The sequence below is a fragment of the Goekera deserti genome (genome assembly GCF_010685995.1).
Lineage (GTDB): Bacteria > Actinomycetota > Actinomycetes > Mycobacteriales > Geodermatophilaceae > Goekera > Goekera deserti.
In genome coordinates this window covers 65,932-88,094 of the sequence record NZ_JAAGWK010000002.1, presented here as the reverse complement: position 1 = coordinate 88,094, position 22,163 = coordinate 65,932, and the positions used below count along the sequence as shown (strand labels likewise).

At 76.0% G+C, this 22,163-nt stretch carries 21 protein-coding genes; 12 read left to right on the top strand and 9 right to left on the bottom strand.

Annotated features, from left to right (window positions below):
* Positions 1–2: 2 nt before the first annotated feature.
* The 3 genes from G1H19_RS00635 to G1H19_RS00625 form a co-directional block, all read right to left on the bottom strand.
* Positions 3–1,004 (bottom strand): hypothetical protein, encoded by a 1,002-nt coding sequence (locus G1H19_RS00635; protein ID WP_152731314.1) that lies wholly within the window; start codon positions 1,002–1,004, stop codon positions 3–5.
* A gap of 379 nt (positions 1,005–1,383) precedes the next feature.
* Complete coding sequence (locus G1H19_RS00630) at positions 1,384–1,545, bottom strand: hypothetical protein (RefSeq protein ID WP_162393433.1); 162 nt, start codon at positions 1,543–1,545, stop codon at positions 1,384–1,386.
* A gap of 16 nt (positions 1,546–1,561) precedes the next feature.
* Entirely contained in the window at positions 1,562–2,401 is an 840-nt protein-coding gene (locus G1H19_RS00625) for an alpha/beta fold hydrolase (protein WP_152731415.1), read from the bottom strand.
* An 84-nt stretch (positions 2,402–2,485) separates the two neighbouring features.
* On the opposite strand from G1H19_RS00625, the gene G1H19_RS00620 reads away from it, so the two are divergent.
* The 6 genes from G1H19_RS00620 to nudC all read left to right on the top strand — a co-directional run bounded on the left by G1H19_RS00620 (position 2,486) and on the right by nudC (position 10,314).
* Entirely contained in the window at positions 2,486–3,904 is a 1,419-nt protein-coding gene (locus G1H19_RS00620) for a M20/M25/M40 family metallo-hydrolase (RefSeq protein ID WP_162393434.1), read from the top strand.
* Positions 3,905–3,965: 61 nt separating this feature from the next.
* On the top strand, positions 3,966–5,639 hold the full coding sequence (locus tag G1H19_RS22420; RefSeq protein WP_202926002.1) for a serine/threonine-protein kinase: 1,674 nt from the start codon (positions 3,966–3,968) through the stop codon (positions 5,637–5,639).
* An 81-nt stretch (positions 5,640–5,720) separates the two neighbouring features.
* Positions 5,721–6,620 (top strand): DUF2510 domain-containing protein, encoded by a 900-nt coding sequence (locus G1H19_RS00610; protein ID WP_152731315.1) that lies wholly within the window; start codon positions 5,721–5,723, stop codon positions 6,618–6,620.
* Between the two features lie 24 nt (positions 6,621–6,644).
* Entirely contained in the window at positions 6,645–7,955 is a 1,311-nt protein-coding gene (locus G1H19_RS00605) for a M16 family metallopeptidase (RefSeq protein ID WP_162393435.1), read from the top strand.
* Entirely contained in the window at positions 7,952–9,328 is a 1,377-nt protein-coding gene (locus G1H19_RS00600; protein WP_152731317.1) for a M16 family metallopeptidase, read from the top strand. The genes G1H19_RS00605 and G1H19_RS00600 overlap by 4 nt, the downstream gene beginning before the upstream one ends.
* Positions 9,325–10,314, top strand: coding sequence for an NAD(+) diphosphatase (gene nudC, locus G1H19_RS00595; protein ID WP_152731318.1), 990 nt, complete (start codon positions 9,325–9,327; stop codon positions 10,312–10,314). The genes G1H19_RS00600 and nudC overlap by 4 nt, the downstream gene beginning before the upstream one ends.
* A gap of 44 nt (positions 10,315–10,358) precedes the next feature.
* On the opposite strand, the gene G1H19_RS00590 is transcribed toward nudC, so the two are convergent.
* The 3 genes from G1H19_RS00590 to G1H19_RS00580 form a co-directional block, all read right to left on the bottom strand.
* On the bottom strand, positions 10,359–11,021 hold the full coding sequence (locus G1H19_RS00590; protein WP_235928297.1) for a nucleoside/nucleotide kinase family protein: 663 nt from the start codon (positions 11,019–11,021) through the stop codon (positions 10,359–10,361).
* 52 nt (positions 11,022–11,073) lie between these two features.
* Positions 11,074–11,784 (bottom strand): ANTAR domain-containing protein, encoded by a 711-nt coding sequence (locus G1H19_RS24285; protein ID WP_202926003.1) that lies wholly within the window; start codon positions 11,782–11,784, stop codon positions 11,074–11,076.
* Positions 11,785–11,890: 106 nt separating this feature from the next.
* On the bottom strand, positions 11,891–12,154 hold the full coding sequence (locus G1H19_RS00580; protein WP_152731319.1) for a mycoredoxin: 264 nt from the start codon (positions 12,152–12,154) through the stop codon (positions 11,891–11,893).
* 145 nt (positions 12,155–12,299) lie between these two features.
* Here G1H19_RS00580 and G1H19_RS00575 point away from each other — a divergent pair, with 145 nt between their 5' ends.
* The 4 genes from G1H19_RS00575 to G1H19_RS00560 all read left to right on the top strand — a co-directional run bounded on the left by G1H19_RS00575 (position 12,300) and on the right by G1H19_RS00560 (position 15,665).
* The gene (locus tag G1H19_RS00575; RefSeq protein WP_162393436.1) at positions 12,300–14,315 is read left to right on the top strand and encodes an ATP-dependent helicase; all 2,016 of its coding nucleotides are present in this window, start codon (positions 12,300–12,302) and stop codon (positions 14,313–14,315) included.
* Between the two features lie 228 nt (positions 14,316–14,543).
* Positions 14,544–14,864 carry a hypothetical protein gene (locus G1H19_RS00570; protein WP_152731320.1) on the top strand — a complete coding sequence of 107 codons (321 nt, stop codon included), beginning with the start codon at positions 14,544–14,546 and terminating at the stop codon, positions 14,862–14,864.
* A gap of 141 nt (positions 14,865–15,005) precedes the next feature.
* Entirely contained in the window at positions 15,006–15,359 is a 354-nt protein-coding gene (locus tag G1H19_RS24280) for a WhiB family transcriptional regulator (protein WP_162393437.1), read from the top strand.
* A gap of 141 nt (positions 15,360–15,500) precedes the next feature.
* Entirely contained in the window at positions 15,501–15,665 is a 165-nt protein-coding gene (locus G1H19_RS00560) for a hypothetical protein (protein WP_162393408.1), read from the top strand.
* 209 nt (positions 15,666–15,874) lie between these two features.
* On the opposite strand, the gene G1H19_RS00555 is transcribed toward G1H19_RS00560, so the two are convergent.
* Both G1H19_RS00555 and G1H19_RS00550 read right to left on the bottom strand, forming a co-directional pair.
* Positions 15,875–17,176 carry an ABC1 kinase family protein gene (locus G1H19_RS00555; RefSeq protein ID WP_193616540.1) on the bottom strand — a complete coding sequence of 434 codons (1,302 nt, stop codon included), beginning with the start codon at positions 17,174–17,176 and terminating at the stop codon, positions 15,875–15,877.
* A 92-nt stretch (positions 17,177–17,268) separates the two neighbouring features.
* Positions 17,269–18,336, bottom strand: a complete 1,068-nt coding sequence (locus G1H19_RS00550) for a ThiF family adenylyltransferase (RefSeq protein WP_162393438.1) — start codon at positions 18,334–18,336, stop codon at positions 17,269–17,271.
* Between the two features lie 388 nt (positions 18,337–18,724).
* On the opposite strand from G1H19_RS00550, the gene G1H19_RS00545 reads away from it, so the two are divergent.
* Positions 18,725–19,372, top strand: coding sequence for a M48 metallopeptidase family protein (locus G1H19_RS00545; protein ID WP_235928298.1), 648 nt, complete (start codon positions 18,725–18,727; stop codon positions 19,370–19,372).
* Positions 19,373–19,447: 75 nt separating this feature from the next.
* On the opposite strand, the gene G1H19_RS00540 is transcribed toward G1H19_RS00545, so the two are convergent.
* Entirely contained in the window at positions 19,448–20,878 is a 1,431-nt protein-coding gene (locus G1H19_RS00540; RefSeq protein WP_152731322.1) for a zinc-dependent metalloprotease, read from the bottom strand.
* Positions 20,879–21,114: 236 nt separating this feature from the next.
* Between G1H19_RS00540 and G1H19_RS00535 the strand changes: the two genes are divergently transcribed.
* Positions 21,115–22,155 carry a YlbL family protein gene (locus tag G1H19_RS00535; protein ID WP_162393439.1) on the top strand — a complete coding sequence of 347 codons (1,041 nt, stop codon included), beginning with the start codon at positions 21,115–21,117 and terminating at the stop codon, positions 22,153–22,155.
* Positions 22,156–22,163: the final 8 nt, after the last annotated feature.

Below are 22,163 nucleotides of genomic sequence, written 5' to 3'. Positions count from 1 at the left end.
CGTCAGTCCTGCTCCGCGGCGGCCACCAGCGCGTCCAGCTCGGCCTGGTGGTCGGCGACGAACTGTTCCTCGATCTCGAACATCACGTCCGCGGCACGGTCGCGATAGTCGGTCTCCTCGCGGCAGTCGAGGTCGACGAGGGCCAACTCGACCTCCTTCTCGGCGAGGGCGTCGAAGACGGCGTCCCCCGGCTGCGGCGGTGGGGCCTCCCCGAGCTCACCGGAGCCGGCGTCCTCGTACAGCGCGCTCTGCTCCTCGTAGATCGAGTTCTGCGCGTCCGCCTGCACCGAGAAGCCGGGCTGGCCGGCGGCGTCCATGCACGCGGCCCACTCGGCGTCCAGCGCGGTCATGTCCGGCGACGACGCGGCGGTTTCGTAGAGCTCGTTGATCGCGTCGAACAGCGGCCGGAACTCCTCCGACTGCGACGGGTCCTCCCCGGTGACCTCGTGCTGGGCCCGGCCGGTGCACCCGGAGGCCTCCCAGTCGTACTCGTAGGAGCCGTCCTCGGACATCTGGTCCTCGGGCACCGGCGGTCCGTAGAGGGCCTCGTTGAAGGCCTGCTGCTCGGACTCGGACAGGCTCATGACGTAGTCGGCGTTCGGGTCGACGTACTCCTCCTCCGGCGGCGGCTGCTCGTTGAACGGCGAGTTGATGGCCCCGTAGCCGTACTGCTCGACCCAGTCCCGGTCCTCGGGCCGGTACTCGCTGCCGTCACTGGTGGAGAAGCTGCCGTTGTCGGCGGGGGTGTACTCGAAGCCCTCGTCCTGCATGCACTGCGCGACGATCTCCTCCTGCTCGCGCTGCTGCTCCTCGAACCGGGCCTGCTGCTCCTCCTCGGAGAGGTCCCCGCCGTACACGGCGTCGAAGTAGGGCGTCAGCGGCGACTCCCGCTCCTCGGCGGCGGTGCCGCCCCCGGACGCGGGTTCCTCCTGACCGGAGCAGCCCGCGAGGAGCACCAGGGCGACGGCGGCCAGGGACAGGACGGGGGCACGGCGCACGCGCATGGGATCTCCCTCTCGGCGGGGTGTGCGAGCGCACCGTAGACCGCGGGAGGCGCGGATCACACCAGCCGCGCGGCGGGTGTGTTGCGACACGCAGGCGGATCAGCCGCGGGCGATCCGGTCGAGCACCGCGCGCGCGGTGTCCTCGGGGTCCTGCGCGGGGACCCGGTGGGTGACCCCGGTCAGCCCGACGACCGTGTGGTCGCCGGTGACCTGGTCGGCGTACGCCTCCGCCCGGGCCGCACTGCTCCTGCGGCGGCCCTCCTGCTCCTGCGGTCGTGCACCACCGCAGGAGCAGGAGCAACACCGCAGGAGCGCAGCCTCCGCCGGTGCAGGTCGGCCTGCCCGCCCTGGTCGCGGGCCACGTCGGTCATCCGTGCCGTCAGCACTCCTCGCCGGGTGGTAGCTCCACCAGCCGGGTGCCGACGAGCTCGAACCGGCGCCCGCAGGTCGGGCAGGTGACCAATGGGTGCCCGCCGCCGGCGCGCCGGAGGTCGACGACCTGGACGGCGTCCCCGTCGTACGGGCAGGCCAGCACGTGCACCGCTCGGCCGACCCGGTCAGCCGCGGGCGATCCGGTCGAGCACCGCGCGGGCGGTCTCCTCCGGTGCCTGCTCGGGGATCCAGTGGGTGACCCCGGGCAGCTCGACGAACGTGTAGTCGCCGGTGACCTGGTCGGCGCACGCCTCCGCGGCGGTGCGACCGATCGCGACGTCCCCGTCGCTCCACACGTAGGTCGTGCCGACGCCGACCGGGTCGACCGGCGTGGCGGAGCTCATCGCCCGGTACCAGTTCAGCGCGGCGGTCAGCGCACCCGGCGCGGACAGGTGGGCGACGTAGACGTCGACCGCCTCGGCCAGCACCCCCGGCGCGTGCAGCATCCGGCGCAACCGGCGGGCGCCGTCCTCGAGCAGCACCTGCTCCGCCTTGCCCTCGTGCCAGAACAGCTTGATGTAGGCCGAGCGCTCCTTCTGCTCCGGGTCGGCGCGGTAGGCCAGCGTGTAGGCCGTCGGGTGCGGCACCGACAGCGCGGTCAGGGTGCGCACCCGGTCGGCGTGCCAGCCGGCCAGCGCCCAGCCCACGTTGGCGCCCCAGTCGTGCCCGACCACGTCGGCCACCGGCACGTCCAGGGCGGTCATCAGGTCGGCGGTGACCTGGGCCAGGGCCGGGGTGGAGTAGGCGTCCACGTCGTCCGGGCGGGCGCCGGGGGAGTAGCCCAGCTGGTCGGGGGCGTAGGTGCGCAGCCCGGCCGCGGCCAGCAGCGGGGTGACCGCCGACCAGCACAGCGACGTCTGCGGGAACCCGTGCAGCAGGAGCACCGGGCGCCCGTCCTCGGGTCCGTCGGTCCGCACGTCGAAGACCAGGTCGCCGACGTCCACCTGCTGCATCCCCGGGGGCATGGTGGCCACCCAACCACGCCCGGTCGGGTGGGGCGCGAGGGGCGCGGGCCCCGCGCCCGGGCACGCCGCACTACCGTGCCACGGGTGAGCAGCCCCGAGCGCGACTTCGTCACCGCCCACACCGACGACCTGCACGCCGACCTCGATGCGTGGCTGCGCATCCCCTCGATCTCCGCCGACCCGGCCCACGCACCCGACGTCGCGGCCAGCGCCGAGTGGCTCGCCGCCGCGCTGCGGCGTACCGGCTTCCCCACGGTGGAGATCTGGCCGACCCCCGGCGCGCCGGCCGTGTACGCCGAGTGGCCCGCCGAGGAGCCCGGCGCCCCGGTCGCGCTGGTCTACGGCCACCACGACGTCCAGCCGGTCGACCCGCTGGAGCTGTGGGAGCACCCGCCGTTCGAGCCCACCCGGGTCGAGGGCCCGGACGGGCCGGAGCTGCACGCCCGCGGCGCCATCGACGACAAGGGCAACGTCGCCTTCCACCTGCTCGGCATCCGCGCCCACCTCGCCGCCACCGGCCGGACCAGCCCCGCCGTCACGGTCAAGCTGCTGGTCGAGGGCGAGGAGGAGTCCGGGTCGCCGCACTTCGCGGCGCTGCTGCAGGCACGGGCCGAGCGGCTGCGCTGCGACGTCGTCGTGGTCAGCGACACCGGCATGGCCGCCCCCGACGTGCCCAGCGTGGTCACCGCGATGCGCGGGCTGGCCGACGCCGAGATCACCCTGCGCGGCCCCGCGGTCGACCTGCACTCCGGCTCGTTCGGCGGTGCGGTGCCCAACCCGCTGCACGCGATGGCCACCCTGCTGGCCGGCCTGCACGACGCCGAGGGTCGGGTCACCCTGCCCGGCTTCTACGACCGGGTGCGGCCGCTGAGCGACCGGGAGCGCGAGCTGATGGGCCGGGTGCCCTTCGACGAGGCGGCCTGGCTGGCCGGCCCCGCCGCCTCGCGGGCCACCGCCGGCGAGGCCGGGTTCAGCACCCTGGAGCGGGTCGGTGCCCGGCCGACCGCCGAGGTCAACGGCATGTGGGGCGGCTACACCGGGCCCGGCCACAAGACGATCGTGCCCGCCGAGGCGCACGCGAAGATCACCTTCCGGCTGGTCGCCGACCAGGTCCCGGCCGACCTCGGCGACCAGGTGCGCGCCTGGGTCGCGGCCAACACCCCGGACGGGATCGAGGCCGACGTGCACGTGCCCGCCGGCGGCGTCGCGCCCTGCGCCAGCGACATCGACCACCCCGCGATGACCGCCCTGCTCAGCTCCGTCGCGCAGGCCTTCGACACCGACGCCGACCAGGTGCTCATCACCCGCGAGGGCGGCAGCGGCCCGGAGGCCGACCTGGCCGGTGTGCTGGGCGCGCCGCTGCTGTTCCTGGGCGCCGGGCTGCCGACCGACCGCATCCACTCCCCGAACGAGCGGGTGCTGCTGCCGATGCTGTACCGCGGCGCCGAGGCCGCCGCGCACCTGTGGCGCGAGCTGGCCCGCGTGCCGTTCGCCGCCCGCTGACGCCGATGGCGGCCATCGCACCCACTGACTTCTTCGGGCAGAAGTCAGAGGGGATCGGGTCGTGACGGGTCCCGGCCAGCGCTTCGGCCCCTACGAGGTGCTCGGCCTGCTCGGTCGCGGCGGCATGGGCGAGGTGCTGCGCGCGCACGACACCGAGCACGACCGGGACGTCGCGCTCAAGGTGCTCGGCCCGCAGTGGGCCAGCGACGCCACCTACCAGGAGCGGTTCCGGCGGGAGGCCCGCGTGGTGGCCCGGCTGCGCGAGCCGCACGTCATCCCGATCCACCGCTACGGCGAGATCGACGGCCGGCTGTTCCTGGACATGCGCCTGGTCGAGGGCGAGGACCTGGCCGCGCTGCTGGCGCGCACCGGCCCGCTGGACCCCGCGCGGGCGGTCGACGTCGTGGGCCAGGTGGCCCGTGCCCTGGACGCCGCGCACGCCGACGGCCTGCTGCACCGCGACGTCAAGGCCTCCAACGTGCTGCTCGTCGGCCGGGCCGACGGCGCGGACCTGGCCGTGAACCGCCCGGGGGAGGACTTCGTCTACCTGGTCGACTTCGGCATCGCGCGCAGCACCGAGGACGAGGGTCAGCCGGCGCTCACCGGCACCGGGCTGGCGCTGGGCAGCACCGAGTACATGGCCCCGGAACGCTTCACCGGGCAGCCGCTGGACGGCCGGGCCGACGTGTACTCCCTGGCCTGCCTGCTGTTCGAGCTGCTCACCGGGCGCCGTCCGTTCCAGGGCGTGGGGGCGGCCGAGCACATGTACGCCCACCTGCAGGAGGAGCCGCCGGCCCCGAGCTCGGTCCGGGCCGGACTGCCCGACCTGCTGGACGCCGTCGTGCTGCGCGGGCTGGCCAAGGACCGGGAGCAGCGCTGGACGTCGGCCGGCGGGATGGCCGCGGCCGCCCGCGCCGCCCTGTCGGTCAGCGGTGTGGAGGTGCCCCGCCCGGAGGACGGTCGCACCGCGCCGACCACCGCCGGCCCGCTCGCCCCGGACGGCTCCCGCCCGGTCACCGCGCAGCTGCCCCGGCCCACGCCCGACCGGCCCGGCCCGGGTGCACCGCCACCTCCCGGCGGCTGGCCGGGCTCCCCGGCGGTGCCCCCGCCGGCGCCGCTGCAGCCGGTGCGGCAGAACCGGGACCGGCGCCCCGGCCGGCTGGGGTGGGCGGTGGCCGTCGTCCTGGCGCTGGTCGCGGCGACCCTCGGGGTGCTGCTGGTGCTCAGCGAGCGCGCCCGGGACGACGACGCCGCGGCGGCCACCGCGGCGCAGCAGCGGCTGCTGCGGCTCGGGCTGCCCGACGACGTGGACCCGGCCGACTGCACCGTCGTCGCCGGCGGCGACGACGCGCTGACCGGGCTGCGCTGCGGCCGCAGCGCCACCGACGGCGGGCCGACCGGCGCGACGTACACGCTCTACGACTCCGAGGACGCCGCCACGGACGTCTTCGCCGCCGGCGTCAGCCGGCTGGACCTGCCCCAGCTGGACGACGACACCAGCGCCTACGGCTGCACCGACCCCGACGACGGGCGCGGCTGGTTCCAGCTGACCGCCTACGACGACACCGTCGTCGGCCGGGTCTCCTGCACCGTCACCGAGCCCGACGGCGACAGCGTGCTGGCCTGGACGGTGCCCGGGCTGGGCGTCATCGGCCGGGCCGAGCTCCGCGGTGGCGGCGTCGACGGCGTCGCCGACCTGGCGTCCTGGTTCAGCTCGCACGCCGACGGCAGCTGACCGCCGGGCCGGCCCCGGGAGCGTGCCGGGACACACCGCGGGTGCTGTGACCGGCCGCCGGCACGGCCTAGGCTGCGCGGCATGAGCGGACCCGGAGCCGTGTCGGGCGGGCAGCCGACCACGAGCGCGGCGCCCGGCTGGTACCCCGACCCGGACGGCGCCCCCGGGCTGGTGCGCTGGTTCGACGGCGCCGCCTGGTCCGACGTCACCACCCCGGCCGGCCCCGGCGTCGCGCTCGCCGGTGACCAGCACGCCTGGACGCCCCCGCAGCACCCCGGCTGGGAGCAGGCCCCGCCGGCGTCGCGGTCGCGGCGGGTGCCGGTCGTGGTCGGCCTGTCGGTGCTCGGGCTGGTGCTGGCCGTCGTCCTGGCGGTGGTGCTGAGCGGGTCGGGCGGCACCGGCCCGTCGCCCGGTGCGCCGGGCAGCGTCGCACCGCAGGCGGCCCCCGGCACGCCCTTCCCGCCCGGCACCGTGCGGATCACCGACTCCGACGCCGGGATCAGCTACCCGTTCCTCGGCAACGGCTGGTACGAGTACGACCTGGGGCGGCAGCGGGAGACGGTCACCACCGCCGGCCAGTTCTTCACCACCCAGGACCTCACCCCGGACGGCACCAGCTTCATCGCGCAGTGCACCTCCGGAGGGCTGCAGGACGGCTACGGCTGGACCGGCCCGGGGTCGCTGGCGGCCACGATGCCGCAGGTCGCCGACAGTGTGCGGCTGAACTACTACCCGATGCCCAACGACCGCCGGGTGCTGCGCGACGAGGCGCTCACCGTCGACGGCGCCCCCGCGCAGCTGTTCGAGTTCGAGCTCAGCTGGGACGTCGAGGGCTACGACGCCACCGGCGAGCGGGCCGCGCTGCTGCTGGTCGACGTCGGCCGGCCGGCCCCGGCGCTGCTCTACATCTCCATCCCCAACACCCACGCGGAGCTCTACGGCGTGATCGACCGGGTGGTCGACGCCGTCGAGGTGGTGTGACGGGGGAGAGCTAGTGTCCTGGACGTGACGCGAGACGGTGCCGACCTGACCCTGCGCCACCCCGTCGAGCGGTTCACCCTCGACAACGGCCTGCGGGTGGTCCTGGCGCCCGACCGGAGCGTCCCGGTGGTCGCGGTGAGCGTGTTCTACGACGTGGGCATGCGCTCGGAACCGGAGGGGCGCACCGGGTTCGCGCACCTCTTCGAGCACATGATGTTCCAGGGCTCGGCCAACGTGCCGAAGATGGAGCACGCCCGGCTGGTGCAGGCCGCCGGCGGGATGTTCAACGGCTCCACCCACCTGGACTACACCAACTACTTCCAGGCACTGCCGTCCGAGGCGCTGGAGCGCGCGCTGTTCCTCGAGGCCGACCGGATGGCCGCCCCGGCGATCACCGAGGAGAACCTCCGCAACCAGATCGACGTGGTGAAGGAGGAGATCCGGGTCAACGTGCTGAACCGGCCCTACGGCGCCTTCCCCTGGCTGCAGCTGCCGCCGGTCGCCTTCGAGAGCTTCGCCAACACCCACGACGGCTACGGCTCCTTCGTAGACCTGGAGTCCTCCACCGTCGAGGACGCGGAGGACTTCTTCTCCCGCTACTACGCGCCGTCCAACGCGGTGCTGTGCCTCGGCGGCGACCTGGACACCGCCGAGACCGAGCGCCTGGTGCGCCGTTGGTTCGACGTCGTGCCCGCCCGGCCGGCGCCGCCCACCCCGCACACCGGGGAGCCCTCGCCGACCAGCGTGCGCCGCGGGGTGGTCGAGGACCCGCTGATCCCGACCCCGGCCGTGGCCGTCGGCTGGCGGGTGCCCGACCCGGTGGGCGACTTCGACACCTACCTGGGCACCGTGCTGCTGGCCGAGCTGCTCAGCGAGGGCGACGCCTCCCGGCTGGAGCTGCGCCTGGTGCACGGCGACCGGGTCGCGGTGGCCCAGAGCAGCTACCTCGGCCTGTTCGGTGACCCGTTCGACGTGCGCGACGCCACCATGCTGGTCACCCAGGTGCACCACCCCGCCGAGGTGCCGGCCGACCGGGTGCTCGACGCGGTGTTCGAGGAGGTCGCCCGGGTCGCCACCGACGGCGTCGGCGCCGAGGAACTGGTGCGGGTGCAGGCCCGCACCAGCGCCCAGCTGCTGCGCCAGGCCGACTCGGTGCTGGGCCGCACGCTGGCCTTCGCCGCCGCGGAGCTGGTGCACGGCCGGGCCGAGCTGGCCGGGGAGCTGGCCGCCCGGCTGGCCGCCGTCACCCCGGAGCAGGTGCAGCAGGCCGCCCGCGGCCTGGACCCCGGCACGGCCGCCGTGCTGGAGCTGCGCACGATCGGAGGACGTCGATGAGCGTGCCGGTGCTGGACACGACCCTCGTCCCCGCACTGGGGGAGCCGCGCCCGCAGCCGGTGCCCGAGGCGCACGACACCACGCTGCCCTCGGGCCTGCGCCTGGTCGTCGTCCCGCGGCCGGGGGTGCCGCTGGTCGAGCTGCGGCTGCGGGTGCCCTTCGCCGCGGCGTCCGCCCGCGCGGCCGCGGCGCACGTGGCCCGCTCCGCGGTGCTGGCCGGCGCGGTGCTGCTGGGCACGGCCCGGCACGACCAGGTCGAGATCGCCCAGCTGCTGCAGGCGCAGGGTGCCGAGCTGGGCGTCTCGGTCGACCCCGACCGGCTCACCTTCTCCACCACGCTGCTGCCCAGCGGGCTCGCCCCGGTGCTCGGCGTGCTCGCCGAGCTGCTCACCGCGGCGACCTACCCGGCCGGTCCGGTCGAGGGCGAGCGGGCCCGGGTCGCCGAGCGCATCGCCATCGCCCGCTCGCAGCCCGGCGTGATCGCCCGCAGCGCCCTGGCCTCCCGCCGCTACGGGCTGCACCCCTACGGCCAGCAGCTGCCACGCACCGAGCTGGTCGGGTCGGTGAGCTCGGCCGCGTTGCGCAAGCTGCACCGCGAGCGCGTCCTCCCGGCCGGCAGCACGCTCGTGCTCGTCGGCGACCTCGACCCCGCTGCCGCCCTCGACGCGGTGGGTGCCGCGCTCGGCGGCTGGACGGCGACCGGCACCGACGTCCCCGTCCTGGCCGTGCCGCAGCCCGTACCCGGCCCGCTGGAGCTGGTGGACCGCCCGGGCGCCGTGCAGTCGAACATCCGGCTCGGCGGGCCGGCGCCCGCGCGCACCGACCCGGAGCTGCCCGCCGTCCGGCTGGCGGCGATGGTCTTCGGCGGCTACTTCTCCTCCCGGCTGGTCGAGAACATCCGGGAGCGCAAGGGCTACAGCTACAGCCCGCGCAGCGCGATCGACCACCTGGCCGGCGGTGCGTCCTTCCTCGTGGAGGCCGACGTCGCCACCGAGGTCACCGGGCCGGCGCTGCTGGAGACCACCTACGAGCTGGGCCGGATGGCGCTCACCACGGTCACCGAGGCCGAACTGGACGCCGCCCGCCGCTACGTGCTGGGCACCACCGCGCTGGCGACGGCCACGCACGCCGGCCTGGCCAGCACCCTGTCGGCTCTGCTGGGCGCGGGCCTGCAGCCCGGCTGGCTCGCGGAGCACCAGCGGGCCCTCGGCGCGGTCACCGTCGAGGAGGTCACCCAGGCCGCGAGGCGCTGGTTCGCGCCGGCCCGGTTGACCGGCGTGGTCGTCGGCGACGCCGGGCGGGTGGCCGACGCGCTGCACGTGCTCGGCCCGGTCCAGGTCACGGCCACCGCAGAGCCAGAGCCAGGGGCATGACCTCGGCGGGCGCACCACCTGCCGGCAGCGGCGCGCACCCGCCGCCGGCCGGGCAGCCGGTGACCGAGCGGGACTGGCCGACCGGCTCGCGGGCCAGCGAGCCCGGCGTGCCGGTGCTGTCCCGGGTCGCGCACGACCGCGGCCACCTCGCCCGTTCGCTGCCCGACCCCACCGGCGGGCGCCCGGTGCGGGTGCTCACCCTGGACGCCACCCGCGCCGCGCCCGTGCACGAGGGCGCCGGCGGCCCCGAGCTGCTGTGGGACGAGCAGCCCACGATGCCCACCGGCGCGGTCTACCTGGGCGAGGCAGACGGCGTGCCGTACGCCGTCGTCCGGGGGGAGCGCTCGCTGACGGTGTCCGGCCGGCCGGTCGACGGGTGGTCCGGGCTGCGCGACATCGGGGCCGACCTGGGTGACCGGGACGCCGGTCTGCTCGCCCAGGCGGTGGGCATCGTGGAGTGGCACGAGCGCAACCGGTTCAGCCCCGCCACCGGCGCGGCCACCGTCGTCGAGCAGGGCGGCTGGGTGCAGCGCGACCCGGTGGGCGGCGGCCAGGTCTTCCCGCGCACCGACCCCGCGGTGATCATGCTGGTGCACGACGGCGACCGGTGCGTGCTGGGCCGGCAGGCGGTGTGGCCGCCGGGGCGGTTCTCCATCCTGGCCGGTTTCGTCGAGCCGGGGGAGTCCGCCGAGGCCGCCGTCGTCCGGGAGGTCGCCGAGGAGGTGGGGCTGCGGGTCACCGACGTCCGGTACGTGTCCAGCCAGCCCTGGCCGTTCCCGCAGTCGCTGATGCTCGGCTTCACCGCCCGCGTCGAGGGCGACCGCACGCTGCGCGTCGATGAGGACGAGATCGAGGAGGCCCGCTGGTTCACCCGGGAGGAGCTCGCTGCCGGGCGCGGCCCGCAGGCCCTGCCGCCACCGGTGTCCATCGCCCGCTTCATCATCGACCGCTGGGTCGCCGGCGACCTCTGGGGCGCGGGCTCCTGATCATCGCTGACCGGCCCGGCGGCAGGCGCCGCCGGCGTGGGAGGTCAGGGGAGGAAGCGGCCCTGGCGCACCAGGGCGGGGCGGTCGGCGTGCTCGGCGAGCACCACGAGGTCCGCGAGCGCCGCGGGGTCGACCTCCGCGTCGTACCGGTCGAAGGCGGCGAGCTCCCAGGCCAGCTCGGCCGGGGTGCGGCGCCGGCGTGCGGCGGCGCTGACCCGCACGTGCACCGTGACGTCGAAGGCCAGCCCGACGCCCTGCAGCAGCGAGCCCGGCACGAGCAGCACCGCGCGCGGCGGCAGCGGGCGGTGCACCTGCCGGGACGCCCGGTCGCGCACGGTGTCCCAGAGCTCCGGCAGGTACTCACCCGGCCCGCCCGGGCCGGTGCGGTCGAGCACCTCGCGGGCCAGGGCGCCGGCGTCCAGCCAGTCCTCGTACCGCGCGTCGGGGTCGGTGCGGCCGTGTTCCAGGCGCACCGACGCCGGCCGGAGGAACCCGGCGGCGGGCACCACCACCGCGGAGCGGCCCAGCGCGGGCAGCCGCTCGGCGATCGACCGGGCCAGCCCTTCGGGGTCGGCGACCGGGGGGCCGTCCACGGCCACCCGCAGGGCGCCGGCGCCCGGCACCGGCGCGACCGTGGCCAGCTCCGCTGCCAGCCGGTCGGCGAGTGCGCCCGGGGTCAGCGGCTCCGGGCGGCCGGCCCGGCTCACCGGCGGGGCGCGGTCCGGCCGCGCGGCCGGCGACCGGGCAGGTGCGGGGGGATCAGGGCTGCCCGTCCACCCGGTGCCGGGTGACACCGGGGCGCAAGGTGCGGGACACCCGGCGCGGACCGGAGCGTGCGGCGGTCTCGTCGCTGGGCGCCGCCGGGGCCGGGGCGAGCAGGGGAGCGGCGTCCTGGGTGCCCGCGTGCCGCAGCGGGGGCTGCCCGGGGGTGGGAGCCGGGAACGGGGCCGGGCGCAGACCCACCGGCGGTCCCGCGGCGGCGGCCACGTCCAGGCCGTCGAGCACCTCGCGGGCCAGGTCGTGCACCAGCCGGCCGCTGGCCCGCGCCTCCCGGCGCAGCCCCTCGAAGGCCGCACGGGGCGACTGCCGCTGGCGCTCGGCCAGCACCCCGATGGCCCGCTCGGTGCACACCCGGGTGACCAGGGCGTGCTCCAGCTGACCCACGGTGCGGCGCAGGGCGGCGAGCTCCCGGCCGACCGGGTCGTCGTCGCCCGGCTCGTCGGCAGGGCACGCCGGCCGTGGCGGCGGGGTGGGCCGGGTGAGCACGTCGAGCTCCTCGACCACCAGGTCGGCGAGGCTCAGCGCCTCGACGAGGTCCCCGGCGGTGTGCTCGCCGTGCGGGGCGAGCACCGCCCAACCGCCCTCGGTACGGGTGAGCAGCACGGCCGGCTCACCGGTGCGGGTGCGCACCGCGTCGCCCGGCAGGGGCCACGCACCTCCCGCCTCCAGGGGCTCGGCCGGCTCGCTCACGGGGACCTCCTCGACTGGGGTGGGCGCCACGGCGGCGTCCGGTGCCAGGTGGGCCGACGGCCTCCCTGCGGGCGATCATCACCCGGGAGAGGCCGCGACCCCGGCATCACGCGCCGTGGAGCTGCGAGAGCTGGGACTTCACCTGGTCGATGCTCGGGTTGGTCAGCGCGCTGCCGTCGGCGAAGACGAGCGTCGGCACCGTGCGGTTGCCGCCGTTGGCCGCCATCACCCGGTCGGCCGCGGTCTCGTCGGTCTCGATGTTCACCTCGGCGAACTCGATGCCCTCGCGCTGCATCATCTTCTTCAGCCGGACGCAGTAGCCGCACCAGCTGGTGGTGTACATGGTCACGGGAACGGTTGCGGCGCTCATCGAGTGAGATCCTCCACGGTCGGTGCGAGATGGGCCACCCAGGACACTGGGAGCCCGCAGGGCCGAACGCGGGCCGCCGGGCGATGCTTCCCCCCGCCGGTGCCGCCGTCGGCCCGGGCGGCGCACCGGCTGGGAGGATGGGCGCGTGGGGACCCCGGGTGCGCTGCGCACGACCGCTGACGGAGGAGCCGAGGCGATCCTGGCCGGCCTGGACGAGGAGCAGCGCTCGGCGGCAGCGGCGGTGCAGGGGCCGGTCTGCATCCTGGCCGGGGCCGGCACCGGCAAGACCCGCACCATCACCCACCGGATCGCCTACGGGGTGCACACCGGGGTGTACGTGCCCGAGCAGGTCCTGGCCGTCACCTTCACCGCCCGGGCCGCCGGCGAGCTGCGCGGCCGGCTGTCCGCCCTCGGCGTCGGGGGGGTGCAGGCGCGCACCTTCCACGCCGCCGCCATGCGCCAGCTGCGCTACTTCGCCCCCCGCGTGCTGGGCGGGCCGATGCCCGAGCTGGTCGAGAACAAGCTGCGGGTGGTCGCCGCGGCGGCCTCCCGCTCCCGGCTGACCACCGACCGTGCCAGCCTGCGCGACCTGGCCAGCGAGATCGAGTGGGCCAAGACCACGCTGGCCACGCCCGAGGACTACCCGGCCCGGGCTGCCGCCGCCCAGCGGGAGGTCCCCTTCGACGCGGCCACCGTCGCCGCCGTCTACGCCGGCTACGAGTCGGCCAAGCAGCGCGACGGCGCACTGGACTTCGAGGACCTGCTGCTGGTCACGGCCTACGCGCTGGAGGAGCACCGGGACGTCGCCCGCGAGGTCCGCGGTCAGTACCGGCACTTCGTCGTCGACGAGTACCAGGACGTCAACCCGCTGCAGCAGCGGCTGCTGGACGCCTGGCTCGGTGGCCGCGCGGAGATCTGCGTCGTCGGCGACCCCAACCAGACGATCTACTCCTTCACCGGCGCCGACCCCGACCACCTGCTCGGCTTCGCCGACCGCTACCCCGACGCCGAGGTGGTGAAGCTGGAGCGCGACTACCGCTCCACCCCGCAGGTCGTGGCACTGGCGAACAAGCTGATCGGCCAGGCGCCCCGCCGCAAGGGGCTGCCCGGCCTGCGGCTGCTGGGTCAGCGCACCCCGGGGGCCGAACCGCGCTTCGTCGAGCACCCCGACGAGCCGGCCGAGGCCGCGGCGGTCGCCGCGGCCTGCCGGGCGCTGGTCGACGGCGGGCTGCCCGCCTCGGAGATCGCCGTGCTGTTCCGGATCAACGCGCAGTCCCAGGTCTACGAGGCCGCGCTCACCGACGTCGGCGTGCCGTACGTGCTCAAGGGCGGCGAGCGCTTCTTCGAGCGCCCCGAGGTCCGGGACGCCGTCCAGCTGCTGCGGGGTGCGGCGGCCGGCGGAAACGAGCCCGGCGCCCTGGTGCCCTCCGTCCGGGACGTGCTGGCCGCCACCGGGTGGGTCGAGCACCGGCCCCCGCCCGGCGGTGCCGCCCGGGACCGCTGGCAGTCGCTGGCCGCCCTGGTCGACCTGGCCGTCGACATGGTCTCCGAGGAGCCCGCCCTCGACCTCGCCGGCTTCGTCGCCCACCTCGCCGAGCGCGCCAACGCCCAGCACGCGCCCACCGTCCAGGGCGTCACGCTCGCCTCCATGCACGCCGCCAAGGGCCTGGAGTGGGACGCGGTCTTCGTCGTCGGTCTGGTCGACGGCGTCCTGCCCATCGCCCAGTCGCACTCCCGGCCCGATGCGGTCGAGGAGGAGCGCCGGCTGCTGTACGTGGCGGTGACCCGGGCGCGCGAGCAGCTCACCCTGTCCTGGTCGCTGGCCCGGGCACCCGGTGGCCGGCGCACCCGGCCACGCAGCCGGTTCCTCGACGGGCTCGCCCCGGACGGCGCCGCCCGGCCGCGGACGACGCCGACCAAGCGGCCCCCGGTCGTGCTGGACGGGGCTGCGGGGGAGCGCTTCGAGCGGCTGCGCGCCTGGCGTGCCCAGACGGCGGCCACCGCGTCGGTCCCCGCCTACGTGGTGTTCAGCGACGCCACCCTGCAGGCCATCGCCGAGACCCGTCCCTCGACCCTGCAGGAGCTGTCCGGGCTGCCCGGCATCGGCAGCCGGAAGCTCGACATGTACGGCGCCGAGGTGCTCGCCGCCGTCGCCGGTTGACCTCGCCGGACGACCTCGCCGCGCGGCCGCGGGCCCGGGCGACACGCCCGATCGGGGCAGTCACCGGAACTTCTCGTTAATTGCGTTGCGCCCCTCGCCGGGCAGCCCATAACCTCCCCTCACACCACATCGCAGTGCGGCCCACGCCACACCGCGGAGCACGACGACACGACCAGCGACCGGCACCGGCCCACCAGCCGGTGTCCTGCCCGGAGAGGGGTTGACCACGTGAAGAACACCATGACCTGGGATGCCCCCGCCGCGCCGACCGGCCTGGGTGTCCTCGCCGCGCGTCCGTACGCCTGGGCGACCCCGGTCGCCGCGACGGCACTGCCGGTCGATCTGCGCGCCGGTGTCCTGTCCGGCCTGGCCGCCCCGATCCCGGGGACCGGTGCGTCCTCCGTCGGCGCTGCCATCCGATTCCGCGGCCTCATCGCCGCTGCCGGCTCGACCGGCTTGCACACCACCGGTGCCGGCACCGCCGAGCGCACCGTCCAGCTGAAGAACACCATTCCGGGCGAGCTGCCCCCGAGAGACCCGCTGAGCTGAGCTCAGCAGGACCTCCTCGAGGCCGCGGAACCCGAACCGGGATCCGCGGCCTCTGTCTTTCTCCGCGGATCCCGTCGAGTCACCCGGCCGTCGGTCCCCCGTCGGTCGGGAGTGAGTCACCGACGAGGAAGAGGAGGAGACGTGCAGCAGACGATCGAGCGGCCGACGTCCCAGCGCCGTCTCGGGCCCGACACGGGCGGGGCCCGGGGGCAGGGCGGGGGCAACAGCCCCAGGACGACGACGACCGGGTCGGCCCCCGCTCGCACCCTGCCCTGCCGTGTCCAGGACCCCGACCTGTGGTTCGCCGAGGCGCCCGCGCAGCTCGAGATCGCCAAGGAGCTGTGCTCCACCTGCCCCGTCCGGGCCGCCTGCCTGGCCGGCGCTCTGGATCGGGCCGAGCCATGGGGCGTCTGGGGCGGCGAGATCTTCCAGCAGGGAGTGGTCATCGCCCGCAAGCGCCCGCGCGGTCGTCCCCGGAAGGACGCCGCCGCGTGAGGAGCCCGACCTGCCAGCACCGCACCGGCTGCACGTCGCGCCGGTGCTCGGCCAGCCACCTGCCGCCCCGAGGCCGGCAGACCCCGTTCGAGCCGGCGCCCCACCCGGGGCGCCGGCCACCCACCCTGTGAGGACAGAACCGTGCACACGTTCCACGACGACCTGGCGCGCAGCCGCATGCGCGACTTCCAGACCAGGTCCGACGACGCCGACCGGGCGCGCCGGATCATGGCCGCCCGACGGTGGGCCCGGCGCGCCGAGCGCGCCTCCCGGCGAGCCGCCCGGGCCAACGCCGCCGTCTGGTGACGGCGGAGGCGCGACAGCACCGCGATCCTGCGGACCGCACCACGGTCAGGTGCCGTGCCCCCGAGGTCGGAGTGCCTCCTGCAGTCCGCGGCGGGAGGTGCTCCGCCCTCCACGCCGCGCGCGGCACGGGCAGGAGGGCCTCCGCACCGCGTACGGCTCGCGCTGACGGGCATCCCCGCCGTGGAGGACACGGGCGGGGATGCCCGTCGTCAGTCGGCGAAGCCGGGGAGCCACTCCTCGATGACGCCGCGGTAGTCCCCGGCCGCGTCGAGCTGGCAGAGCACCCCGATCGACCCCATCGTCACGCGGTGGATCATCAGGTAGTTGGGCGGCAGGTTCAGCTGCCGGCCCAGCTTGCTGGCCTCGGTGCGCGGGTCGCCCAGCCGCAGCGCCTGGGCCTGCATCCAGGCCCGGGTGAAGTGGAAGTGGCGGGTGGCGACCGGCTCCATGAGCGGTCGCAGGTAGTCCAGCACGGCCTCGGCGTCCACCTGGACCTCGGGCCGGACGAAGCCCTCGGTGCGCAGGTCTGCCAGCACGCTCTCCGCGCGGCCGGCCAGCGACCAGCGCAGCAGCCGGCCGATCGGCTCCGGCAGTCCCTCGGGCAGCCGGGCGGTCGCGCCGAAGTCGATGACACCCAGCCGGTCGTCGGCGGTGAGCCGGAAGTTGCCCGGGTGCGGGTCGGCGTGCAGCAGGCCGGCGCGCTGCGGTGCGGAGAAGTGGAACACGCCCATGAGCAGGCCCGCGCGGTCGCGCTGCTCCCGCGTCCCGGACGCGATGATCTTGGCCAGCGGCAGCCCGTCCAGCCACTCCGACACGATCACCTTGGGCGCGCTGGCCACGATCCGCGGCACCACGATCTGCTCGTCACCGGCGAAGGCGGCGGCGAAGGCCCGCTGCGAGTCGGCCTCCATGCCGTAGTCCAGCTCCTCGATCACCCGTGCCTTGAGCTCCTCGACCAGCGGCTTGATGTCCATGCCGGGCATGAACGCGGCGAACAGCCGCGCGAAGCGGCCCAGCTGGTTGAGGTCGGCGATCAGCGCGGTCGCGGCCCCCGGGTACTGGATCTTGACCGCCACGTCACGCCCGTCGCGCCAGGTGGCCCGGTGCACCTGGCCGATGCTCGCCGCCGCGGACGGGGCGTCGTCGAACTCCCGGAACCGCTGCCGCCACGAGCTGCCCAGCTGCTGGGCGAGCACCCCGTGCACCGTGCGCACCGGCATCGGCGGCGCCGCCTCCTGCAGCTTGACCAGTGCCTCGCGGTACGGGCCGGCCATCTCCTCGGGCACGGCGGCCTCGAAGACCGACAGCGTCTGCCCGAGCTTCATGGCCCCGCCCTTGAGCTGCCCGAGCACGGCGAACAGCTGCTCGGCGGTGCGCTGCTGCAGCTCGGCCGAGACCTCCGCCGAGGAGCGGCCGGACATCCGCTTCCCGATGCCCAGGGTCGCCCGGCCGGCAGCGCCCAGCGGCAGGGAGGCGAGCTTCGCCGTCCGGGACACGGACCCTCGGGGCATCGGACGTCCGGTCTCGGTCACAGGAACAGTGTCCACCGCCGCGCCACCCGGTGGCGGGTGGTCCCCCGGTCGGGTGCCCGGGCCCAGCCTGGTCACCGGCCGGTCCGGGACCCGGCGCACCCGCACGCCGGGTGCGGTGGCCAGCTGCGCCGGCGCGGCACCAGGTCGGGCAACCGCAGCTCGATCGTCGCCTCGAGCGCGGCGGGAGCGGCGCCGCCGTCGACGTGCGCGAGCACCTGCAGTGCCGCGGTGAGCGCGGTGGCCAGGCAGGTGAGCGTCGCCCCGCTCGGCGGCGGTTCCACGGCCGTCAGCTGGGCGGCCATCTCCGGCCACCGGTGGTCGGCGTCGCGCCGGTGCAGGTCGCCGCACCGCAGGCAGCTGGTCAGCCCGGGCACGACCAGCGGCCCGACGACGCCGGCCTCGCCCCGCATCGTGGCGACCAGGTGCGGCACCCCGGCCCGCTGCCAGGCCGAGCTCAGCGGGTCGACCGCCGCCCACGGCCGGCAGAGGACGACGAGGTCGGGCAGCTCACCGGCGTCCAGCGGCCGCAGGTCGACCGTCGGGTGCACGCGGCGCACGGCGTCCGCTGCGGCCATCGAGCGCAGTCGACCCTCGTCCTGGGCGGTGACGCCGCCGACCACCGCATCGGCGGAGGCGACCGGCCGCCGGTCCCGCACGTCGAGGCGGCCGATGCCGCTGGCGGCCAGCACCGACGCCAGCGGTGCCCCCACCCGGGTGGCCCCGTCCACGACCACTCGGGCCGCCCGACGGGCGCGCCAGGTGGGGGACCGGCCACCGTCCTGGGGCGCGGCGCCGAGGGTGCCGGGCAGTTCCACGGCCGTGCGGCTGCGGGCCGCCGGGCCGGCCTCGGCGGCGAGCAGGTCGGCCGGGTCGACGTCGGTGCGCAGCCCGGCGCTCCGCAGCCCGTCCAGCAGGTCGTGCACCGCGACCGGGTCCAGGCCGGTCGCGGCCGCGTCGGCCAGGACCGTGCGCGTGCTGCGGCGCCCGTCGAGCCCGCGCACCAGCGGTGCCAGCCACGGGCCACCGCCGGTGACCAGCAGCCCGTCCGCACCGTCCAGGCCGCCGATGCGCAGGCTCGAGTCCGCCAGCTCCAGCAGGGGCGTCGCGGGGGGCACCAGGGGGTGGATCGCGTCGGTCACGGCGCGAGGGTGCCATCCGGGGACGCCGTCCCGCCGGCGTCGTCCACAGGGCGGCGCCGTCCACGGATCGGGGCACGACGGGCGCTGTGGACGGAGGGTGCGACGAGGCCCCCGGTGTTCTCCCTGGGCGGTCCACCTTCCCCTTGCGGACCGACCAGGACCACCGGGGGCCCCGGCACCCGGCACGCTATTGCCCGCACCGCCCGCCGTCAACGACGAGTGACGGTCCGGATGTGGACGGACCTGTGGACGGCGTGTTGACAGTGCCGGTCCGATGGCTGGTCAGCGGCTCGTGGGAGGGGTCGCGCGGTGCGCGCAGACGTGTGGACCTGGACACGACCGGGTGGACCGGATGGGCGCGACCGGCGATGTTGGTTACCGTGCGCTCGTGCCTCAGCGACCCCACGACCGGTCCGGCGCGTCCGCCGACGCGCCGTCGTCCGGGAGCAGTCGTCGGCGGGCCGCGCTGTCCGGCGCACCGGCCAAGGTCCACGCGCACACCTCCGAGGACGGCGTCGTCGAGGTGCGGCGCAGCCCGCGCCGCCGGCGCACGGTGACCGCCTACCGCGAGCACGGCCGCACCGTGGTGCTCATCCCCGCGGCGTTCAGCCCGGCCGAGGAGCGCCGCTGGGTGGACCAGATGGTGGCCAAGCTGCGCCGGCAGGAGGAGCGCCGCCGCCGCTCGCTGGGTGGCGACGAGCAGCTGCTGGAGCGGGCCGCCACGCTCAGCGCCGCGCACCTGGGCGGCGGGCCGCTGCCGGTCAGCGTGCGCTGGGTGGACAACCAGAACCGCCGCTGGGGCTCCTGCACGCCCGCCGACGGCACGATCCGGCTGTCCCGGCGCCTGCAGGGGATGCCCGAGTACGTCGTCGACTACGTGCTGGTGCACGAGCTGGCGCACCTGGTGGAACCGGGTCACGGCCCGGCGTTCTGGGAGCTGGTCGGCCGCTACCCGCTGGCCGAGCGGGCCCTCGGTTTCCTGGAGGGGGTCGAGCTGGGCGCGGCCCGGCCCGGTGGGGCCCAGCTGCCCGACTGAGGTCGCCGGGCGCCACGTGCGCCCGCGCCGGGCCGTGGACCGGCGGCACGCGCCGCCGGTCCACGGCGCGCCGGGTCAGCCCCGGTTGTCGCCGTCCGGTGCCGGGCCGTCGTCGGTCCCGGATGTCCCGTCGCCGGCGGGACCGTCGCTCTGGGTGTCGTCGCCCATCGACTCGAGCTCGGCCATCTCGTCGGAACGGCCCTGGCGGGCGACGAAGTCCAGCGGCTCGTCCAGGTCGTCGGAGGTGGGCAGCAGGTCCGGGTGCGACCACAGCTGGTCGCGGGCGGCCGTGCCGTGCTGCTGGGCCATGGCGCCCCACACGGTGCTGGCGTCGCGCAGCCGGCGCGGCCGCAGCTCGAGTCCGACCAGCGTGGCGAACGTCTGCTCCGCCGGGCCGCCGGAGGCGCGGCGCCGGCGCATCGTCTCGGCCAGGGCGGACAGCCCGGGCAGCCGGTCGGTCGCCGCGGCGGCGACGATGTGGTCGACCCAGCCCTCGACGAGGGCCAGCAGCGTCTCCAGCCGGCGCAGGGCCATCTGCTGCTGTGGGGTCTCCTCCGGCTCCAGCATGCCGCTGCTCAGCAGCCGCTGGATGCTCTCCGGGTCGCTGGGGTCGATGCCACCGCCGTCGGTCGAGCCCATCGCCTCGGCCATGCCACGCTCGATGGCCTCCCGGTCGACGTGGATGCCGCGGGCGTAGGCGTGCACGGCGTCGAGCAGCTGCTGGCGCAGCCACGGCACGTGCGCGAACAGCCGCTGGTGGGCCGCCTCGCGCAGTGCCAGGAACAGCCGCACCTCGTCCTCGGGGCGATCCAGACCCTGCCCGAAGGCGGTGACGTTCTGCGGGACGAGCGCCGCGACACCGGTGGGGCCGAGCGGCAGCCCGACGTCGGTGCTGGTCACGACCTCGTCGGCGAGCCTGCCGAGGGCCTGGCCGACCTGGGAGCCGAACATCATGCCGCCCAGCTGGCCCATGATCCCGGCCAGCGGCCCCATCATGCTGGCCGCCTCCTGCGGCAGGGCGCTGGTCATGGCCGCCACCACGCGCTCGGCCAGCGGGTCGATCAGCCCGCCCCAGGCCGGCAGCGTCTGCTCCAGCCAGTCCACCCGGGACCAGGCGGCGGTGCGCTCCACGCCGGAGGGGAACTCGGTGGCCTGGTCCAGCCAGAGGTCGGCCAGCCGCAGGGCGTCGGCGACGGCGGTCTGCTCGGCGCCGGACGTGGGCTGGTGGCCGGGGGCGAGCTGGCTGATCGCGCCCTGGCGGGCGAGGTCCCAGTTCACCGGGCCGCCCTGCCAGGACATCAGCTTCTGCAGCTCGGCGAACAGCGGCATCTTGCCCAGCAGGTCCTCGGGCCCGCCGCCGGCGCCGAGCCCGCCCAGGCCCAGGGCGCCCAGGCCGAACGGGTCGGCCGGGTTGCCCCCGCCGCCGGTGCTGCCGGGCTGGTCGCCGTCGCCTCGGCGGTCAGGGTCGCGGTCGGGGATCCCGAAGCCGAAGGGCACGTCGCTCATGTGCCCACGGTAGCCGCGTCCGGCCGGGCCGGTGCCCCCCGGACGTGCCGGTGCCGTCCGCCCACGGCGGACAGCACCGGGGGTCGCCGACCGGGTGCGCCGGGTGCGGCCGACCCCCCTGGTCAGGATCCTCGCCTAGGCTCCCGGCCGGACCGGCACGCCGCCGGCACGCAGGGGCAGCCCGTGCCTGACCCAGCTGAGCGCGACCGCGGGCAGCAGCCCGTGCAGGGAGAACCGTGAGCCGTCGGATCGTCGTCCTCGTCACCGGGGCCGTGTTGTTGCTCACCTTCGGTGTCCTGGGGACCGTCCTGCCGGTGCCGTACGTCGCCCAGGTGCCCGGGCCCACCTACAACACGCTGGGCAGCATCGACGGCGACAGGATCATCACCGTCACCGGCCGGGAGACCCGCGAGGTCACCGGCAACCTCAACCTCATGACGGTGGGGGTGACCAGCGGTGACCTGACCATCGTGGAGGCGGTGCGCGGCTGGTTCGACCAGGACACCGTGGTGGTGCCGCGCGAGGCGGTCTACCCCGCCGACCAGACCGTCGAGGAGACCCAGCAGCAGAACCGGGCCCAGTTCCTGAGCTCGGAGCAGGCCGCGGAGAGCGCCGCGCTCAGCGAGCTCGGATATCCGGTCAAGGTCGTCGTGCAGGGCTTCGCCGACGAGTCGCCGTCGGAGTCGGTGCTGGAGGTGGGCGACGCGATCGAGGCGGTCGGCGGCCGGCCGACACCCGACCAGGACACCCTCAAGGCCGTGCTGGGCGCCGTGCCACCGGGCACCGCCGTGCCGGTCGACTACACCCGGCTGGGCGCCCCGGGGACGGCGACCGTCGTCACCGGGACGCCGCCGGCCGACGACACGGGCACCGTGCCGGCGGGCTCGGTGCTGGGGGTGACGGTGGCCTCGCTGCCCTCGGCGCCGTTCACCGTCTCGATCGACGTCGCCGACGTGGGCGGGCCCTCGGCCGGGCTGATGCTCACCCTCGGCATCCTCGACCTGGTCGGCCCCACGGACCTCACCGGCGGTGAGGTGATCGCCGGCACCGGCACCATCGACGCCGAGGGCGTGGTCGGCCCGATCGGCGGCATCCAGCTCAAGCTGGTCGCCGCGCACGACATCGGCGCCGAGCTCTTCCTGGTCCCGGCGGCCAACTGCGCCGAGGCCCTGGCGGCCCCGCAGCCGGGGATCACCATGGCGAAGGTGGCCTCGCTGGACGACGCGCTCACCGCCCTGGCCGACTTCGGTGCCGGCCGCACCCCGGCGGCCTGCTGAGTGCCGCG

Excerpts from the sequence above, each read along its gene's own strand:
- G1H19_RS00635 (WP_152731314.1), bottom strand. The coding sequence starts at position 1,004 with ATGCGCGTGCGCCGTGCCCCCGTCCTGTCCCTGGCCGCCGTCGCCCTG.
- G1H19_RS00625 (WP_152731415.1), bottom strand. The coding sequence starts at position 2,401 with ATGCCCCCGGGGATGCAGCAGGTGGACGTCGGCGACCTGGTCTTCGAC.
- G1H19_RS00610 (WP_152731315.1), top strand. The coding sequence starts at position 5,721 with ATGAGCGGACCCGGAGCCGTGTCGGGCGGGCAGCCGACCACGAGCGCG.
- G1H19_RS00600 (WP_152731317.1), top strand. The coding sequence starts at position 7,952 with ATGAGCGTGCCGGTGCTGGACACGACCCTCGTCCCCGCACTGGGGGAG.
- nudC (WP_152731318.1), top strand. The coding sequence starts at position 9,325 with ATGACCTCGGCGGGCGCACCACCTGCCGGCAGCGGCGCGCACCCGCCG.
- G1H19_RS00580 (WP_152731319.1), bottom strand. The coding sequence starts at position 12,154 with ATGAGCGCCGCAACCGTTCCCGTGACCATGTACACCACCAGCTGGTGC.
- G1H19_RS00555 (WP_193616540.1), bottom strand. The coding sequence starts at position 17,176 with ATGCCCCGAGGGTCCGTGTCCCGGACGGCGAAGCTCGCCTCCCTGCCG.
- G1H19_RS00540 (WP_152731322.1), bottom strand. The coding sequence starts at position 20,878 with ATGAGCGACGTGCCCTTCGGCTTCGGGATCCCCGACCGCGACCCTGAC.